This window comes from Streptomyces ficellus, assembly GCF_030406405.1.
Classification (GTDB): domain Bacteria; phylum Actinomycetota; class Actinomycetes; order Streptomycetales; family Streptomycetaceae; genus Streptomyces; species Streptomyces ficellus_B.
In genome coordinates this window covers 107,574-125,497 of record NZ_JAUEPL010000011.1, presented here as the reverse complement: position 1 = coordinate 125,497, position 17,924 = coordinate 107,574, and the positions used below count along the sequence as shown (strand labels likewise).

14 protein-coding genes and 1 pseudogene are annotated in these 17,924 nt (G+C 73.0%); 8 read left to right on the top strand and 7 right to left on the bottom strand.

The window, feature by feature from the left end:
* Positions 1-173: 173 nt before the first annotated feature.
* From QWM81_RS10915 to QWM81_RS10900, 4 genes and pseudogenes are all read right to left on the bottom strand, one after another.
* Positions 174-363 (bottom strand): annotated as a pseudogene (locus QWM81_RS10915) (2-oxoglutarate dehydrogenase E1 subunit family protein); the annotation flags it as partial.
* Positions 364-631: 268 nt separating this feature from the next.
* Positions 632-1,714 carry a HAMP domain-containing sensor histidine kinase gene (locus QWM81_RS10910; protein ID WP_290111600.1) on the bottom strand — a complete coding sequence of 361 codons (1,083 nt, stop codon included), beginning with the start codon at positions 1,712-1,714 and terminating at the stop codon, positions 632-634.
* Positions 1,711-2,451 (bottom strand): response regulator transcription factor, encoded by a 741-nt coding sequence (locus QWM81_RS10905; RefSeq protein ID WP_290111598.1) that lies wholly within the window; start codon positions 2,449-2,451, stop codon positions 1,711-1,713. The genes QWM81_RS10910 and QWM81_RS10905 overlap by 4 nt, the downstream gene beginning before the upstream one ends.
* An 82-nt stretch (positions 2,452-2,533) precedes the next feature.
* Positions 2,534-3,241 (bottom strand): spermidine synthase family protein, encoded by a 708-nt coding sequence (locus tag QWM81_RS10900; RefSeq protein ID WP_290111597.1) that lies wholly within the window; start codon positions 3,239-3,241, stop codon positions 2,534-2,536.
* Between the two features lie 157 nt (positions 3,242-3,398).
* Here QWM81_RS10900 and QWM81_RS10895 point away from each other — a divergent pair, with 157 nt between their 5' ends.
* Together QWM81_RS10895 and lon are read left to right on the top strand one after the other, a co-directional pair.
* Complete coding sequence (locus QWM81_RS10895; protein ID WP_290111596.1) at positions 3,399-4,136, top strand: rhomboid-like protein; 738 nt, start codon at positions 3,399-3,401, stop codon at positions 4,134-4,136.
* A gap of 89 nt (positions 4,137-4,225) precedes the next feature.
* On the top strand, positions 4,226-6,649 hold the full coding sequence (lon, locus tag QWM81_RS10890) for an endopeptidase La (protein WP_290111595.1): 2,424 nt from the start codon (positions 4,226-4,228) through the stop codon (positions 6,647-6,649).
* Between the two features lie 312 nt (positions 6,650-6,961).
* Here lon and QWM81_RS10885 read toward each other — a convergent pair whose 3' ends face one another.
* Positions 6,962-7,753, bottom strand: a complete 792-nt coding sequence (locus tag QWM81_RS10885) for a trypsin-like serine peptidase (RefSeq protein WP_290111593.1) — start codon at positions 7,751-7,753, stop codon at positions 6,962-6,964.
* Positions 7,754-7,783: 30 nt separating this feature from the next.
* The gene (locus QWM81_RS10880; RefSeq protein ID WP_290111591.1) at positions 7,784-8,752 is read right to left on the bottom strand and encodes a helix-turn-helix domain-containing protein; all 969 of its coding nucleotides are present in this window, start codon (positions 8,750-8,752) and stop codon (positions 7,784-7,786) included.
* A gap of 149 nt (positions 8,753-8,901) precedes the next feature.
* Here QWM81_RS10880 and QWM81_RS10875 point away from each other — a divergent pair, with 149 nt between their 5' ends.
* Positions 8,902-11,769 (top strand): M4 family metallopeptidase, encoded by a 2,868-nt coding sequence (locus QWM81_RS10875; RefSeq protein ID WP_290111590.1) that lies wholly within the window; start codon positions 8,902-8,904, stop codon positions 11,767-11,769.
* 107 nt (positions 11,770-11,876) lie between these two features.
* Positions 11,877-12,365 (top strand): MarR family winged helix-turn-helix transcriptional regulator, encoded by a 489-nt coding sequence (locus tag QWM81_RS10870; RefSeq protein WP_290111614.1) that lies wholly within the window; start codon positions 11,877-11,879, stop codon positions 12,363-12,365.
* Here the strand turns inward: QWM81_RS10870 and QWM81_RS10865 are convergent.
* Entirely contained in the window at positions 12,362-13,138 is a 777-nt protein-coding gene (locus QWM81_RS10865; protein WP_290111589.1) for a hypothetical protein, read from the bottom strand. The genes QWM81_RS10870 and QWM81_RS10865 overlap by 4 nt on opposite strands.
* 369 nt (positions 13,139-13,507) lie before the next feature.
* Here QWM81_RS10865 and QWM81_RS10860 point away from each other — a divergent pair, with 369 nt between their 5' ends.
* The 4 genes from QWM81_RS10860 (at position 13,508) to QWM81_RS10845 (ending at position 17,922) form a co-directional block, all read left to right on the top strand.
* Positions 13,508-16,330, top strand: a complete 2,823-nt coding sequence (locus tag QWM81_RS10860; protein WP_290111588.1) for a sensor histidine kinase — start codon at positions 13,508-13,510, stop codon at positions 16,328-16,330.
* Positions 16,331-16,425: 95 nt separating this feature from the next.
* Positions 16,426-16,884, top strand: a complete 459-nt coding sequence (locus tag QWM81_RS10855) for a roadblock/LC7 domain-containing protein (RefSeq protein ID WP_290111613.1) — start codon at positions 16,426-16,428, stop codon at positions 16,882-16,884.
* Entirely contained in the window at positions 16,881-17,294 is a 414-nt protein-coding gene (locus tag QWM81_RS10850) for a DUF742 domain-containing protein (protein ID WP_290111587.1), read from the top strand. The genes QWM81_RS10855 and QWM81_RS10850 overlap by 4 nt, the downstream gene beginning before the upstream one ends.
* Complete coding sequence (locus QWM81_RS10845) at positions 17,275-17,922, top strand: GTP-binding protein (RefSeq protein WP_290111586.1); 648 nt, start codon at positions 17,275-17,277, stop codon at positions 17,920-17,922. The genes QWM81_RS10850 and QWM81_RS10845 overlap by 20 nt, the downstream gene beginning before the upstream one ends.
* Positions 17,923-17,924 lie beyond the last annotated feature (2 nt).

The following is a 17,924-nucleotide window of genomic DNA, read 5'->3' as shown; positions in this document are numbered from 1 at the left end:
CCAGCCGCTCCAGCAGCTGCCCGGCGTCGATCCCGCCCGCCCCGGTGCGCACCGGCTCACCGAACGCCACGCTCTGGACCACCTCGGCGGCTACCCCGGGCGCCACGGCGGCGAGCGCCACCCGCAGCCGGCTCGGCGGACAAGCCCGCGGGCGAGGGCGGAGCAGCCGGACGCGCTGCCCGGCTTGTAGTCGGCGAAGAAGTCCCACCAGGCACGGTCGACCGAATTCGGGTCCTGGAGGTACTGCTGGTAGATCTCGTCGACGAGCCACTCGTTGGCACCGAACGCGGCAGCAGGGTTCTCAGGACCCTGCCCGTCTTGGTCGGTCGAGATGCTCGGGTTACTGGGGGACTGAGACGACACGGCGGCAACCGCCCTCTTCCGCTTCACAAGGTGATGGACAGCGGAAATAAAGGCTACGCCTCCCTGGCCTGGAGGTGCAGGCCGGGCTGGTCATCGTCGCGTACATCACATCGGAAGGCGGGTTTCGGGGCAGGAAATGGCGGGAAACAAGCGTGGTTCGCCCATGATCGGGCACGCGTCCGCCCGGCTGCGGCCCCGACGCGGCCCGGCCCCCATCGCCTCCCGCGTGTGTCCACGCAGAATGCGGCCCTCCGGTTCGAACCCTACGTCAACCGCGCGGCTGCGGAATCCCCGGAAGGGTGACCTGAATACGGCATCCACGTGCGGATTCGGCCACCCCGATGCGGCCGCCGTGCAGATCGACCGCCCAGCGGGCGATCGCCAGCCCCAGTCCCGTACCGCCGTCGCTGTCCGGGCCGTGCGGTGCCGGGACGCTGCCCCGGTTGAACCGCTCGAAGACCTTGCGCCGCTCCGACTCCGGGATGCCGGGGCCCTCGTCCACCACTTCCAGGTCCAGCGACTCCGGCAGCGGCCCCCGCCGGGCCCGAACCGTCACCCGGCCGTGCGGCGGCGAGTGCTTCACCGCGTTGTCGATCAGGTTCGCCACCACCTGGTGCAGCCGCTCGGTGTCCGCGCGGGCGGCCAGCTCGGGCGGCGACACGTCCAGGTGCAAATGCACGTCCTTACGGGTGTGGCTGCCCGAGCCGGAACCCACGGCGCGCTGCGAGGCGGCCAGGTTGGCCTCCTTCAGCACGCCCGACAGGTAGGGCCACACCTCGAAGCGGCGCGTGCGCAGTGGTACGACACCGTTGTCCAGCCGCGACAGGTCCAGCAGCGTCTCCACCAGGCCGCCCAGCCGCTCGGTCTGCTTCAGCGCCGTGCGCATCGTCTCCGGGTCGGCGGCCGAGACGCCGTCCACGACGTTCTCCAGCACCGCCCGCAGTGCGGCGATGGGCGTGCGCAGCTCGTGCGAGACATTGGCGACCAGCTCCTTGCGGTGCCGGTCCACCGCCTCCAGGTCGTCCGCCATGCGGTTGATGGTGCAGGCCAGGTCGCCCAGCTCGTCGCGGCGGTCGGCGCCGCGCACCCGGCGCGTGTAGTCGCCGTGCGAGATGGCCTTGGCGACCGTGTTCATCTCGTCCAGCGGCGCGGTCAGGCCGTGCGCCACGAACTGGGTGATCAGCAGCGTGGCGATCACCGAGAAGACGGTGATGAAGCGCAGCTCGGTCTCGGTGCGCAGGGCGACCATCAGCAGCCCGGTCGTGATGAAGACCGAGACGACGACGAGAGTGCCCAGTTTGGTCTTGATCGAGATCGAGACCGACCGCAGCCGGGACCGGAGCGCACTCATGGGGCCGGCGTCTCCAGGGCGTACCCGACACCGTGCACCGTACGGATGCGCTCGGCGCCGATCTTGCGGCGCAGCGCCTTGATGTGGCTGTCCACGGTCCGGGTGCCCGACGCGTCCGCCCAGTCCCACACCTCGGCGAGCAACTGCTCGCGGGAGAGCACCGCGCGCGGGGTGTTCGCCAGGCACACCAGCAGATCGAACTCGGTCGGCGTGAGGTGGACGTCGTCGCCCTTGACCCGCACCCGCCGCTGCGCGTGGTCGATCTCCAGCTCGCCCAGGCGCAGGATGCCGCTGCGCGGCGTCACCGCGGCCAGCGCCGCCCGCTCCACCCGGCGCAACAGCACATGCACCCGGGCCGCCAGCTCCCGCATCGAGAACGGCTTGGTCATGTAGTCGTCGGCGCCGACCCCGAGGCCCACCAGCATGTCGGTCTCGTCGTCGCGAGCCGTCAGCATCAGCACCGGTACCGGCCGCTGGGCCTGGACCCGGCGGCAGACCTCCAGGCCGTCGAAGCCGGGCAGCATGATGTCGAGCACCATCAGGTCGGGCTGCCACGCCTCGGCGGCGTCCACGGCCGCCGGGCCGTCGGTGGCCGTCTGCACCAGGAACCCCTCGGCGCGGAGCCGTGCGGAGATCGCCTCGACGATGGTGGTGTCGTCCTCGACGACCAGCACTCGGCGCTGCGTACCCGGCGTGACCGCCGCCGTGCCGGTATGGCTGGTGTGTGTCTGCTCCATCGCCCCGCCCCTGTCGCGTCCTGCGCGAGCGTGTAGATCCGTGTGTTCGGTCAGCAGCGTAAAGGCACCGACCGCGTCCCGGCTACGCAGGTCGAACGGCGAGGTGGACCACGTCCGGTACGCCCCGGGCAACCGGGATCTCTTCGGTTCTTACCCCGCTGAAACCGGCATTCCGCAATGACTCTTCGAAATCGGCGGACGGTCGCGCGGACCAGACGGCGAGCACTCCGCCGGGGTTCAGGCGGGCCGCGCAGGCCGCCAGACCGGCGGGCGAGTAGAGGCTGTCGTTGCCCTCCGTGACGGTCCAGCCGGGGCCGTTGTCGATGTCGAGGCAGAGCGCGTCATACGTGTCGGGGGAGTCGTGCACGTACGCGACGAGGTCGTCGTGGACCAGGACGGTGCGCGGATCGGCGAGCGCCTCGCCGGAGACACGGGCGAGCGGGCCCTGACGGTGCCAGTCGATGATGGCCTGCTCCCGTTCCACCACCGCGATCCGGCCCCAGGCGGGGTCGGCGGCCGCGTGCGCCAGCGAGAAGCCGACGCCGAGCCCGCCGACGAGGACGGCCGGGTGCGGGCGCGTGCCGAGCGCCTGGCGGGCGGCGTCGATCAGCAGCCGCTCGGAGCGGCCGTCGGAGGTGTCCATCAGGAACGTGCCGTTGGCGATGATCTCGAAGTCCTCGCCGCGCCGGCGCAGCACCACCTCGCCGTACGGACCCTCACGCCGGTCGAGGGTGACGGGTGGGCCGGGGATGGTCAGGGGCTCGGTCGGCGGGTGATCAGTCGCGGCCATGGGCGTCAGCGTAGCGAGGCAGGCGCCACGCGGGGGCGGGCCGCGGGTTGCCCGGTGTGACCTATGTCATGGAGCGGGCGCCACATGATCGCGTCGGCTCGGGCAAGGTTGATCCGGGGGCGGTTCGGGGTTTGTGAGAGGGAAGGGCGGCCTCGCGGTGCACCAGCTCCGGACGCGTGCCGCGCGTCGAGGCGTTGAGCCGCTGCACGGCATCCCGCGCCGGCGCCCGGTCACCGCCGCTCCCGCGCCCCCCGTACCGTCATGGTGGCGGCGGGCCGGCCGGCTGCTGCCCACCCCCACCGGTACGCCGTTCACCTTCGGCTACACCCTCGTCCTGGTCGCCACCTCGCTCTTCGCCGAGTACGCCGACCCCGGCACCGTCGCCCATCTGCTGGACGCCTCCAGTACCGACGTCGCCCATCTGTCCCGTACGCCGCTGCTCGTCCTCCTCGCCAGCGCGCTGTGGGTGGCGGGCGGGCTGTCCTCCCCGTACGTCATCGGGTTCGTCTTCGTCCTGACCGCGCTGGAGCGCCGCGTCGGCGCGTGGCGGGCGGCCGCGGTGTTCCTGGTCGGGCACGTCGTGGCGACGCTGGCCACCGAGATCCCGGTCGGCCTGTCCGTACTGGCCGGGCAGCTGCCCCACACGTCCTTGCACCGGCTCGACTACGGCATCAGTTTCGGGCTGATGGCCTCCGTCGGGGCGCTGGCGGGCCTGCTCCATCCGGTGGCGCGCGGGATCGTGCTCGCGTGGGTGTCGGTGATGCTGCTCCAGGACCTGATCGCGTTCACCGATCCGCTCACCAACTGGGGCCATCCGCTGGCCCTGTTGATCGGTGTCGGCTGCTGGCCGCTGGTGCGCCGGGCGGCGCGGCGCCGCTGGGTCGCAGCCGGCTGATCGCTCACAGCGAACACGGCAGAGGGAACATCCGGGGGATCACAAGCATTGAGCCTGTACAGCTCAACTTGACTGCTGAAGGGGAGATCATGGCTTCGACGTCCGCACCGCTGACCCTGCCCGTGCTGCCCCTCGACGACGAGGTCGTCCTGCCGGGAATGGTGGTGCCGCTGGACCTCACCGACACCGAGGTGCGCGCCGCGGTGGAGGCCGCGCAGGCCGCCGCGCGGACCGGTGGGGAAGGGAAGGGCAAGCCGCAGGTGCTGCTGGTCCCCCGGATCGACGGGACGTACGCCGCGATGGGCGTCCTGGGCACGGTCGAGCAGGTGGGGCGGCTCTCCGACGGCGACCCCGGCGCGCTCATCCGCGGCCGCCACCGGGTCAAGGTCGGCGCCGGGACGACCGGGCCGGGCGCCGCGCTCTGGATCGAGGGCACCACGGTCGAGGAGAAGGTCCCCGACCCGCTGCCCGGGCAGATCACCGACCTGGTCAAGGAGTACAAGGCGCTCGCCACCAGCTGGCTGAAGAAGCGCGGCGCCTGGCAGGTCGTGGACCGCGTCCAGCAGATCGACGACGTCTCCGCCCTCGCCGACAACTCCGGGTACTCCCCCTTCCTGACGACCGCCCAGAAGGTGGAGCTGCTGGAGACCGAGGACCCGGTCGCCCGGCTCAAGCTCGCCACCGAGCAGCTGCGCGACCACCTCGCCGAGCAGGACATCGCCGAGTCCATCGCCAAGGACGTCCAGGAGGGCGTCGACAAGCAGCAGCGGGAGTTCCTGCTGCGCCGCCAGCTCGAAGCCGTACGCAAGGAGCTGCGCGAGCTCAACGGCGACTCCGGGGACGGCGACGAGACCGACGACTACCGGGCCCGCGTCGAGGCCGCCGACCTGCCCGAGAAGGTGCGCGAGGCCGCGCTGAAGGAGGTCGGCAAGCTGGAGCGGACCTCCGACCAGTCGCCCGAGGGCTCGTGGATCCGGACGTGGCTGGACACCGTCCTCGACATGCCGTGGAACGAACGCACCGAGGACCAGTACGACATCAAGGGCGCCAAGGAGATCCTGGACGCCGAACACGCGGGCCTGGACGACGTGAAGGAACGGATCACCGAGTACCTGGCGGTGCGCAAGCGGCGCGCCGACCGCGGCATGGGCGTCGTCGGCGGGCGGCGCGGCGGCGCGGTGCTCGCGCTGGTCGGGCCGCCGGGCGTCGGCAAGACGTCACTGGGTGAGTCGGTCGCGCACGCGATGGGCCGGACGTTCGTGCGGGTCGCCCTCGGTGGCGTACGCGACGAGGCGGAGATCCGGGGCCACCGGCGTACGTACGTGGGCGCGATGCCCGGCCGGATCGTCCGCGCCATCAAGGAGGCCGGGTCCATGAACCCGGTCGTCCTGCTCGACGAGATCGACAAGGTCGGCTCCGACTTCCGCGGCGATCCGGCGGCGGCGCTGCTGGAGGTGCTGGACCCCGCCCAGAACCACACCTTCCGCGACCACTACCTGGAGGTCGAACTCGACCTCTCCGACGTCGTCTTCCTCGCCACCGCCAATGTCCTGGAGGCCATCCCCGAGGCGCTGGCCGACCGGATGGAGATCGTCCGGCTCGACGGCTACACCGAGGACGAGAAGATCGTCATCGCCCGCGATCACCTGCTCCCGCGCCAGCTGGAACGGGCCGGTCTGGAGGCGGGCGAGGTCACCATCGAGGAACCGGCGCTGCGCAAGCTGGCCGGCGAGTACACGCGGGAGGCGGGCGTACGGAACCTGGAGCGGTCGATCGCCCGGCTGCTGCGGAAGATCGCGGCCCAGCACGAACTGGGCGAGCGGGAGCTGCCGGTCACCGTCGAGGAGTCCGACCTGCGCCGCCTCATCGGCCGGCCGCACCACGTGCCCGAGTCCGCCCAGGACCCGGCCGAGCGCCGCACCGCCGTGCCGGGCGTGGCGACGGGCCTCGCGGTCACCGGCGCGGGCGGCGACGTCCTGTTCGTCGAGGCGTCGCTGGCCGACCCGGAGACCGGCGCGGCGGGACTGACCCTGACCGGTCAGCTCGGTGACGTGATGAAGGAGTCCGCGCAGATCGCCCTGAGCTTCCTGCGCTCGCACGGCGCCGAACTTGAGCTGCCCGTCACCGGCCTGAAGGACCGGGGCGTGCACATCCACTTCCCGGCGGGCGCGGTCCCGAAGGACGGCCCGAGCGCGGGCATCACGATGACGACGGCCCTCGCCTCGCTGCTGTCCGGGCGCCTGGTGCGCACGGACGTGGCGATGACCGGCGAGGTGTCGCTGACCGGGCGGGTGCTGCCCATCGGCGGCGTGAAGCAGAAGCTGCTGGCCGCGCACCGGGCGGGCATCACCACGGTCGTGATCCCGAAGCGGAACGAGGCGGACCTGGACGACGTCCCGGCCGAGATCCTCGACAGGCTGGAGGTCCACCCGGTGACGGACGTCCGCCAGGTGCTGGAGATCGCCCTCGCCCCGGCGACGACGGCCCCGGCCGCGGAACCCGTCGCGGCCTGACCCCGCCGGGAGCCCGGGGAGCCCGGGAGCCCCGGAGCACCGGTGAGCCCGGGAGCCCTGGCGGGCTCGGGGACCGGCCCCCCGGGAGCCCCGTGAGCCCTCGCGGGCTCGGGGACCGGCCCCCCCGTGAGCCCCGCCGCGCCCTCCGCGCGGCGGGGCCGGGTGACGCCCGGCACCGTGGCCGCGGGGTCGGCCGCCCGGTGGGCCGCCTGGCGTAAGGGCCCCGCGACACCGGCCGCGCACCGGCCCGGCCGGCCCCGCCGGGCGCCGCCCGGCCGGGACTCCCGCCCGGGACCGGACCCCGGGTTCGGCTCAGGCGCCCGACGCCTTCACCGCGCGGTCGTACAGCGCCCGCGTCCTCGCGTCGAAGAGCACCGCCGTGGACTCCGTGTCCGTGTCGCCGCCGCTCAGCACGCCGATCAGACGGCCGTCCGCGAGCCAGGGGCTGCCGCTGGTGCCGTCGAAGAAGCCGTCGCACTCCATCACCATCGAGCCGGCCAGGTGCGGGTCCTTCGCCGTGCCCGTGGTGCACGAGACGGGCCCGTCGGCCGGATTGTGCTCCTTGTTGGGGTAGCCGACGACCGTCACGCGGCGCACCGGCCCGGACGTCCACTCCGGCTTCGCCGCGCCGACCACCTGCTGCACCTGGCGGCCACGGCCGTCCGCCTCCAGCGTCAGGAAGGCGTAGTCGTGCGCGTCGTCGGCGTGCTCGCGCCACGCGTCGTCCACCGCCACCGAGCGGACCTTCCACTCCCCGTACGGCGCCGGATTCCGGGCCTTCCCGCTATAGGCGGGCGCGAACGAGAAGTTCTCGGTGGCCGCCCCGTCCCCGTACACGCAGTGCGCGGCGGTCGCGACGACGTTGCCCTTTGGGCTGTCCACCACGCTCGCCGTGCACCAGTGGCCGTGTGCGTCGAGCAGTACCCCCACCGATGGCAGCCCGGCCCCGGGTGCGGCCGAACGCTGCGGCGCCGGTGGGCCGCTCGTGGCGGCCCGCGCGCGCGGCGCCGAATGGGACGGTCCCGCGCACGCGCCGGCGGTGGCCACGACGGTGAGGGCGGCGATCCACAACAACGGCCTTGGCGACGGCCTTTTCCCGTGCATACGCCCCATCCTTGCCCATGGCCGCCCGGCTCAGGAATCCAGCCACCCCCGCGACGAGGCCCGTGCCCCCGCCTGGAACCGCGTCCGGGCGTCCAGCGATTCGAGCAGCCGGCTGATCCGCCGCCGTGCCGTGTGCACATGGACGCCCAGTCGGCGGGCGATCGCCTCGTCCTTGAGCCCCGCCGCGAGCAGCGCCAATAGCTCACGCTGCGGCCCGCGCAGCCCCCCGTCGCCCCCGCCCAGCGGCGTGGCCCGCTCCCACACCGCCTCGAACAGCGGCACCAGCGCCCCGCACAGCAGCCCGTCTCCCACCACCAGCGCGGACGCCCGCGGCCCGGCCGCCTCCGTCGGCGGCAGCAGCGTGATGCGCCGGTCCACGGCGAGCAGCTTGGCGGGGACGTCCCCGGCGACCCGAACCCGTAGCCCCCGCCCGGCCAGGCAGGCCAGCGCCCGCGTCCGCGCCGGGTCCGCCAGCCCGGCCCGGTCCAGCACGGCCCGCACCTTCACGCCCCGGGCCAGCAGCGCGCCGACGTCCGGCGAGGTGAACGGCGGCCGGTCCAGGATCACCACCTCCCGCTCGGCGGCGGCCAGCAGCCCCTCCACGCGTGCGGCGATCGCCCGCCGCCCCGTCACCACCTCCACGCCCGCGCCGCTCGCACGCGGCTCGCCGAAGTCCCCCACCAGCCGGTCCGCCGCCATCCGTAACCGCGCCAGCTCCGCCGACTTCAGGTGCAGTTCCGCCTGGCGGCGGTGGATGAGCGTACGGAGCGCGGCGGCGGGCGCGGCCGGGTGCGGCAGGCAGCCCTCGTGAGCAGGATCGGGCGGCCGGGCGAAACCGTGCTCGACGAGCCGGTCCAGCGCCGCGTCCAGCCGCTCGCGCGGCAGGTCCAGCAGCCGTGCCAAATCGTCGGCCCCGTCCGCCTGTTCCCTCAGCAGCGCCTCGTAGGCGCGCTCCTCGGTCCTGCCCAGGCCGAGAGTGGTCAGTTCTCCCTGGATCATGCGTCGGATTCTCACTCCGCCCGCTCAGGCCACACAAGTGTGCGTGTCCACTTCTCAACCCCCTTGATCCATTGCCCCTCTGACCCCCCGCCGCTTGCATGGCCATGACCACCTGAACGGCTGATCAGCACGTGGGAGGGGTACGGACGGTGCGCACACGCAGCACGCACGCAGGGGGATCCGGCATACGGGCGGGGGCCGGGGGAGCGGCACTGCTCGCCGCCGCCGGGCTTCTGATCACGGCGATTCCGGCCGGGGCGGCGACCCCGCCCGCCGCGCAACCGCCCGCCGACGTCATCCCGGGGGCGCGGACCGCGACCCCCGCCCTGGTCGACGGCATCCGCGAGGCGGCGGACGGGAAGGCGAGCCCGGCGGACGCGGCGCGCGGGCACCTGGCCGCCAAGGAGAGCCGCTACAAGATCGCCCAACCGGGGCGTGATCTCGCCCCCGTGCAGACGCTGAGGCGCGGCGCCGAGGAGACCGTACGGCTTCAGCAGAAGCACCGGGGCGTGCCGGTGCTCGGCGGGCAGTACGTGGTCCGGATGGAGACCAAGGGCGGTGAACGGGTCGTCACCGGCACGTCGGGCAAGTACTTCACAGGCCTGACGACCGGTGTGGAGCCGGCCGTGGCCAAGGACGTGGCGGTACGGCGCGCGGTCGCCGCCACCCTCGAACGGCTCGGCGGCCACCGCCTGGCCAGGACCGACGCGAAGAGGGCCACGCCGCTCAGCGGAACCGCCGGGGGCCTGGTGGTGATCCCGCGCGGCGAGGGCGTCCTCGCCCACCACGTGACCGTACGCGGGACGAACCCGGCGACCGGCGCGCCCGTGCTCCAGCAGGTCTACATCGACGCGCGGGCCGGGTTCCCCGTACTCCAGTTCAGCGCCATCAAGACGATCACGCCGCCGAGGACCGCGACCGCGGCGGCGCCCAGGGCCGCAGCCCGCAAGGCCGCGGACCGCCGTGCCGTGCTGCATCCGGCCGCCGAGCACCCGGCCGCCGAGCACCCGGCCGCCGAGCACCCGGCCGCCGAGCACCCGGGCACGGTCGGCAGCGGCACGCTGCTCAACGGCGCGAAGGTCGCGCTGAACGTCCGCAAGGACGGCGACCGGTACGTCCTGGCCGACCACGCCCGCATGGCGGACGGCACCAAGAACACCCTGACCACGTGGGACGCCCGCGACAAGGACGTCTACGAGGTCGTGGGCACCTGGCCGGAGGGCATCGCGGAGTTCGGCTCGCCCACCCCTCAGTTCGGCCGCGAGGCCACCGACGCGGGCGCCATCGACGCGCACTGGGCGGCCGGGCAGGTCTACGACTACTACAAGAAGCACCACGCCAGGACCGGCCTCGACGGCCGCGGCTCCTCCGTCAACTCCCTTGTGGGCGTCACCGAGCTGGGGCTGCCGTTCGTCAACGCCTTCTGGGACGGGACGAAAATGGTGTACGGCTCCGGCGACGAGGAGTACAAGCCGCTGTCGGCGGACCTCGACGTGGTCGGCCACGAGATGACGCACGGCGTGGTCGAGAACAGCGCCAACCTCGTGTACGCGGGCCAGTCCGGCGCCCTCAACGAGGCGATCGCCGACTACTTCGGCAACGCCATCGACGTCACCCGTACCGGCATGTCCATGGACGACCCCGACGCGGGCCTGATCGGCGAGGACCTGTGCCGTACGACGGCACCCCGCGCGTGCGCCTTCCGTGACCTCAACGACGGCGCGACGACCTCGAAGAACTTCCTGGGCGTCACCTTCGGCACCGACAACGGGGGTGTACACCTCAACTCGACCATCTTCTCCGGCGCGTTGTGGGACCTGCGCGAGGACCTGGGCGCGGAGCTCGCCGACCGGATCGTGTACAAGGCGCTGACCGAGTACATGACCCCGCTGGACGGCTTCACCGACGGCCGCAACGCGGTGGTCGCCGCGGCCAAGGACCTGGGCGTCACCGGACAGCGGCTGAACGCCGCCGAGCGCTCCTTCAACGCCCACGGCATCGTCGCCGGCTGGGAGCAGGCGCTGGGCGTCGACTCCGACGAGCTGTTCGGCAAGCTCAACACCGGCGGCACGGGAGTCCAGGCGGGCGGCGGCTGGTGGGCCGCGAGCAAGTCCAACGACGACGGCACCGAGCCGTACTCCGTCTACGCCGGCCGGGCGGACGGCACGGGCACCCCCAAGCTGATCAGCCCCAACGACGGCCGCTACCACGTCCACCCGGCGACGGACGGCAGGACCGTCGTCTGGGCGGCGTACGGCCCGGCGAGCGTGGACATCCTCTCCCGGCCCGTCGCGGGCGGTCCGATCAAGCGGCTGTACACCTCCACCACCTCGGACGTCTCGGGCCTGCGCGTCGAGAACGGGGTGACGGTCTTCGAGACGCTGGGCCTGTTCACCCGCCATGTCGTGCACCTGCGCCCGGGCGACCGTGAGCCCACGTACGTGGACGGCGGCGGCGACGACGTCCTCACCGGCCTTCCGTCCATCGCCCACGGCAGGATCGCGTACGCCAAGCTGTACCCGGACGGCCAGGACTACCGGCTCGGCGTGGAGATCCTCGACCTGAAGACCGGGAAGAAGACCCTGGCCGAACAGCTGGACGAGCCGCAGACCCTCGGCCAGACGGCCGTCAACGGCAGCCACGTCTTCTGGCTCACCGACGAGAACATCGCCGACGACGGCCAGATGGGCATCCGCCGCGCGAACCTCGACGGCACCGGCGCGTACGACATCAGCGCCGAGGGCAAGCCGGGCGCACTGATCGCCTCCGACCTGACGGTCTCGGAGTCGGCGGTCACGGTCAACGCGGTCCTGCCGGACACGGCGTACCGCAACGAGACCCTGCCCAAGAACTGGCAGCTGACCACCGACGGCTCCCGTAAGCAGCGCGTCTCGTGCAACCGCGGCGAACAACTCTCACCGGCGGCGCTCGCCGGCACCCAGGTGGTCTGGCTCGACGGCACCACGGGCTGGACGAACCTCGTCACCCGCACCCGTCCGGCGGGCCGCTGCGGCTGACCGGGGACACCGCTCATCGAGGGGGACCTCACCCGGCCCGTGCCGGGTGAGGTCCACCCGTGTCCGATACTGAACGGGAGTCGGGAGAGCGGGCGAAGGGTGCTGACGTGCACGGAAGCGGTACGAGGAGTCAATCCGGGCCCCAGGACCACGGTGGGGTGGACCACGAGTTCCTGGCCCTGGAGCGCGAACTGGCGGTCTTCCTGCGTCGCGCCCGCGCCTCGTCCGGCGAAATGGCCCGGGAGGTCCACCCGGAACTGGAACCGGCCGCCTACGGGCTCCTCGTCCGGCTGGAGGAGGCCGGCACCCAGCGCGCCACCGCGCTCGCCGCGTACTTCGGCGTCGGCAAGGCCACCATGAGCCGCCAGCTGCGCGCCCTGGAAGACCTCGGGCTCGTCGCCCGGGACCCCGACCCGGCGGACGGCCGCGCCTCGCTCGTACGCCTCACCGACGAGGGCCGCACCCGCTTCCGCCGCGTACGCGACGCCCGCCGCGCCCGCTACGTACGCAAGCTCGCCGGCTGGGACCGCGCGGAGGTCGCCGAACTGGCCCGCCTGCTGCACCAGCTCAACGCGAGCGGCGAGGACACGACCTAGAGCTCGACGTACACCGCCGTCGCGTCGTCGTGCCGCTTGCCCGGGCAGACGAACGCGGGGGAGGCCTCCAGCTCCCTGACCCGGCGGATCAGGCCGCGCGGGCCCTCCTTGCGCAGGACCGCCAGGCAGTCCGCCCAGTCGCCCGCCCCGAACACCTCCGTCCAGCGCGTCGCGCCGTCCGTCAGCGCCGACAGCGCCCGCACCTCGGCCCGTGGCGTGCGGCCCGTGACCGCGCGGGCGGCGACCGAGGGGTCGGCCGCGGCCGTGAAGAAACCGCCCTCCCGGTTGCGTACCGTCGCGTCACAGACCGCCGCGCTCGCCAGCGAACCGGGCGGCAGCCGCTCCAGCCGGTCGTCCACCACCGCCCGTACCGCGCCCTCCGGTGACTGGAGCAGCAGCACCGAGTCGGACAGCACCAGGTGCTCGACGGCCTCGGCGTCCCAGCGCGCCAGAACCACCGTCGCCTGCGGTGTACGTACGTGAGAAAGGTCACAGGTGTCGCGGTGGGCGTCCGCGGTGCGCAGAATCGCCGCCGCGAGCACCTCCCGCAGGGTCAGTTCCGGCCGGGAAACGGACAGTTCGGTCAGAGCGCTCCCGAGGCGGGCCGTGAACCAGTGCACCGAATGAACACAGCCGTCACCGGCCGGCGGGGGAGTGACCCCGTCCAGCACCACCGCCGTGCCGCCCTGGCCGGACGCCGGAACCGCCACGCAGGCCCAGTCCTCGTTGGGGCGTTCCGGCGCGCCGGGGGCGGAGGAGATCTCGGTGTGCATGGACCCAGTCTGCATGAGATCTTCACATGACCGCCCGGCGACGCGAGTTGGCCTGTACCAGCAGGTCAGAATGGGCGCAGGGTCCGGAATGCGGCACTCCGGGAAGGTGCGGGCGGGCATCCTGCCAAAGCCCGCGCGGATCTTTCAACCCGCCCCCGTGCAGGGGCCCGCGGCAGGTGCCCGGGCGAGTTGTTCGCCAACTCAGGAGTGTTGTTCACTCGTTCGGGTGGCGGAGTGGCGGACGTGTGCCCCCTTCAACAAAAGCGCTGGAATGGTCGGAAGCCGTACCAGGGGTGGGGGCGCTCGCGCCTGTGTGATGAGTCGTCACCTCTGCTTCATGGGCGGACGAGTTCAAGAATGTGAGCACCGGTGCAGAAGCGCAGTGACACTCCCGGCCATCCCCAGGCACCGGGCGGCCGCGGCGTACGGGTACGCAGCCGGCTGGTCGCCGGCGTCGCACTCGTCGGAATCACCGTCATAGGGGCCGGAGCCCCCGCCGTCCTCACCGCGTCCGGCGACCTCACCGACTCCCAGCGGATGGTCACCCTCGCCGAACTCAACCGGCAGGCGGTCACCCTCGCCCACTCCCTCGCGGACGAACGCGACGAGGTCACCGCGTACATCGCCGCGGGCCGCGACGAGAAGGACGACGAGCACGCCGTCGACGCCGCCCACAGCGCCCGCGTCGACCGGCAGATCGACGAGATCCGCGCCGAAGCCCCCACCGACCTCCGCCGCGACCTCGCCGGCCTGCCCGCCATCCGGCGCGCCGCCCTCACCGGCAAGGGCACCGCCATGGAGGCCTACCGGGCGTACACCGACGTCATCTCCAGGCTCCAGGCCCTCGCCGCCGAGCTCGCCGACAAGACCCCCGCCCGCGCCGCCGAGGCCGGCTCCGGCACCCGGGCCCTCGCCGAGCTCGGCCAGGCCGTGGGACAGGCGTCCGCCACCCGCGGCCTGCTGCTCGGCGCGCTCGCCGTACCCGGCCAGAAGAACACCGGCCTGGTCTACGACCCGGTCACCGGCCAGTACGTCGAGCCGGACGACCCGGCGGGCGACGAGGCCGACCGTACGCGCGGCGCGCTCAGCGCCGCCGCCCAGCAGGCCCGCGTCCGCGAACAGGCCGCCCTCGCCGACTTCGACCAGGCAGCCCCGCCCGCCGCCCGCGACTCCCTCGCCGCCACGGTCACCGGGCCCGAGGTCAAGAGCGCCGAAACCTACCTCGCCCGCCTCACCGACCGGCCCGAGCTGTCCGAGGGCGAACGCAAGACCGACGAGGAGAAGCTCCGGGCCGCCCTCACCGCCCGCATCGAGCAGATGCGTGGCGTCGAGTCCGCGCTCGCCACCGGTGAGGTCCGGCGCATGGAGCGGCTGCGCGACGACGACGTCACCGCGCTGGAGCTGCGCATCGCGCTCCTCGGCGGCTGCCTGCTCATCGCCATCGGCGTGTCCACCGCCGTGGCCCGCACCCTCACCCAGCCGCTCGCCGTGCTGCGCATCGGAGCCGCGCGGCTCGCCGCCGATCCGCAGACCGAGGAGCCGGTCAGGTACACCGGCCGCAACGACGAGTTCGCCCAGGTCGTACGGTCGCTCAACACCCTGCACGGCAAGCTGCTCGACCTCGGGGCCCGCGCCGGAAAGCTGGAGGCCGAACGCACCGACGCGGTCGCCGCCCGTGAGGCCCTGGCCGCCGAGCTGGCCGGTCAGCGCGCCGAACTGCGCGAGCGGACCGAGCGGGTCACCGCCGAACTCCAGCGGCTGCGGCACAGCGTCCACCACACGTTCGTCAACCTCTCCCTCCGTACGCTCGGACTCGTCGAACGGCAGCTCGCCGTCATCGAGAAGCTGGAGGAGCGGGAGCAGGACCCGGAGCGGCTGGCCACCCTGTTCAAGCTCGACCACATGGCCACGGTCATGCGGCGGCACAGCGAGAACCTGCTGGTGCTCGCCGGGCACGAGCACAACCACGCCCACCAGGGCCCGGTGCCGCTGGTGGACGTGCTGCGCGCCGCGGTCAGCGAGATCGAGCGGTACGAGCGGGTCACCATCCACTCGCTGCCGCCGCACGCGTACGTCGCCGGTTTCGCCGCGGACGACCTGAGCCACCTGCTCGCCGAGCTGCTGGAGAACGCCACGTCCTTCTCGCCGCCGGACGCCAAGGTCCGGCTCTCCGGCTGGCTGCTGGAGAGCGGCGAGGTGATGCTCTCCGTGGAGGACGAGGGCATCGGGATGACGGAGGGGCGGCTCGCGGAGCTGAACGCCCGCCTCTCGGACCCCGAGCCCGAGCCGGACGCCGACCAGGACGGCGAGGGCCTCGGCATCCGCGTGACCGCGCTGCTCGCGGCGCGGCACGGGGTACGGGTCCAGCTGCGCGATCAGAAGCAGGGCGGCGTGACGGCGGTCGTCGTCCTCCCGGCCGCGCTGCTCCCGGACGCCCCGCCGGCCGAGCTGCCCCCGTCGGTCACCGTCGCGGGCACGGCGCCTGCGCTCAATCTCCCCGGCTCGGTGGCCGAGGCCAACTCCAACGCCCTGCCCGGCGTCCGCAGGCTCCGGCAACCGGTCGGTGCCGACCCGCTGGTCGCCGCCGCGGAGGCGACCATCCGCGCCACCGAGGCGGAGGACGCCGAGGCCCGGGACGCCGAGGCCCCGGACGGCGAGGCCCGGGACGGGCACGACGAAGCGGACGCCCCCGCCCAGGACGACGCCCCCGGCGTGGACGTCACGCCGGAGGTCCCCGAGGCGGGGGCCACGCCCGACGCCCCCGCCCGGGACGACGCCCCCGCCCCCGACGCGGACGGCACGCCGGACCCCACGCCGGACGTCCCCGGCCCGGACGACACGCCGGACGTCCCCGACGCCGACGCCACGCCCGACGCCGACGAGGCGGCGCACGAGCGCGCCGACGACCAGGGGGACGGCGGCCAGGAGCGGGCCCGGGAGCCCAAATGGGAGCGCGTCACCGACAAGGGGCTGCCCAAGCGGACCCCTAAGATCGTCCAGCCGTCCGCGCCGCCCGCCGAGCGCAAGGGCGGCGTCGACGCCGAGGCGCTGCGGCGCCGGCTCGGCGGGTTCCACCAGGGCGCCAAGGACGGGCGCCGGGACGCCGAGGCGGAGATCGCCGAGACCACACAGCAGGTGGAAGCGGTACGTACCGAAGAAACGGGGGACACAGTCGAGGAGGCACGCAGTTGACCGCGACGACCGGCACCAGCACAGGCACCGGCAGTGGCACAGGCACCAGCCCGAGCACCAGCACAGGCACCGGAGACGGAACAGGCGCGTTCGGACTGAGCAGTGAGGCCAAGAACCTGCACTGGCTTCTCGGCAACCTCGTCGAGGAGGTGCCGGGAGTCCGTTCCGTGGCCGTCGTCTCGTCGGACGGCCTGATGCTGCTCTCCTCCGACCCGGCCCACAACAAGGCCCCCGTGGGTCCGGGCCGGTCCGACGGCCCGCGCGGCTCCAGCGCCGACCTGGCCACCATCGTCTCCGGCATCGGCAGCCTCACCGTCGGCGCCGCCAAGCTGATGGACGGCGGTGGGGTGAAGCAGACCATGGTCGCCATGGACGAGGGCAGCGTCTTCGTGATGTCGATCAGCGACGGCTCGCTCCTGGGCGTCCACGCCACGCCCGACTGCGACATGAGCGTCATCGCGTACCACATGGCGCTCTTCGTGGGCCGCGCCGGACACGTACTCACACCCGAACTCCGCAGCGAGCTGCGCAAGTCGATGGAGAGTGCCCAATGACCTCCGCATCCGCCGCCGGCAGGCTGCCGGTCCGCGGCGACGGGCGGCGGCCCGCCCGCGTCCGCCCCTACTCGCTGACCGGCGGCCGCACCCGCTTCGGCCACGTCCTGCTCGTCGAGACGTTCGTGGCCGCGCTCGAAGCTCCCGAGGAGCGCAAGGAGCTGGCCAATGGAGCCGGCCTCGCCTCCCGCGTCATGCCGGAGATGCGGGCCATCGTCGAGATCTGCCGCCGGATGCGTACGGTGGCCGAGATCTCGGCGCTGCTGAAGATGCCGCTGGGTGTCGTCCGGGTGCTGCTCAGCGACCTGGCCGACCAGGGGAAGATCCGCGTGTACGGCACCGGTCACGGCACCGGCCAGCCCGATCGCGCACTGCTCGAAAGGGTGCTGAGTGGTCTCCGCCGTCTCTGAGATACCCGTGGACGAGCCCACGCCCGGGCCAAGGCCCCAGGAGGACGAACAGGTCCAGTCCTGGCAGCTCGACCACACCCGCGCCCCGATCGCGACGAAGGTCGTCGTCGCGGGCGGCTTCGGCGTGGGCAAGACGACCTTCGTCGGGTCCGTCTCGGAGATCACGCCGCTCCAGACCGAAGCGCTGATGACGCAGGCCAGTGAGGGGACCGACGACCTCACCGCGACGCCCGAGAAGCTCACCACGACCGTCGCCATGGACTTCGGCCGGATCACGCTCGACGACGACCTGGTGCTGTACCTCTTCGGTACGCCGGGACAGCAGCGTTTCTGGTTCATGTGGGACGACCTGGTGCGCGGCGCGATCGGCGCGGTCGTCATGGCCGACACACGGCGGCTGACCGACTGCTTCCCGGCGCTCGACTACTTCGAGAGCTGCGGACTGCCGTACGTCGTGGCGGTCAACCACTTCGAGGGCACCGAGCTGTTCGAGCCGGAGGACGTCCGCGAGGCCCTCACGGTGCCGCCGGACGTACCGATCGTGATCATGGATGCCCGCCGGCGCATCACGGTGGTCGAGTCGCTGCTGGCGCTCGTCGCCCGCGCCCTCGAAACCACCCCTGAGTAAGG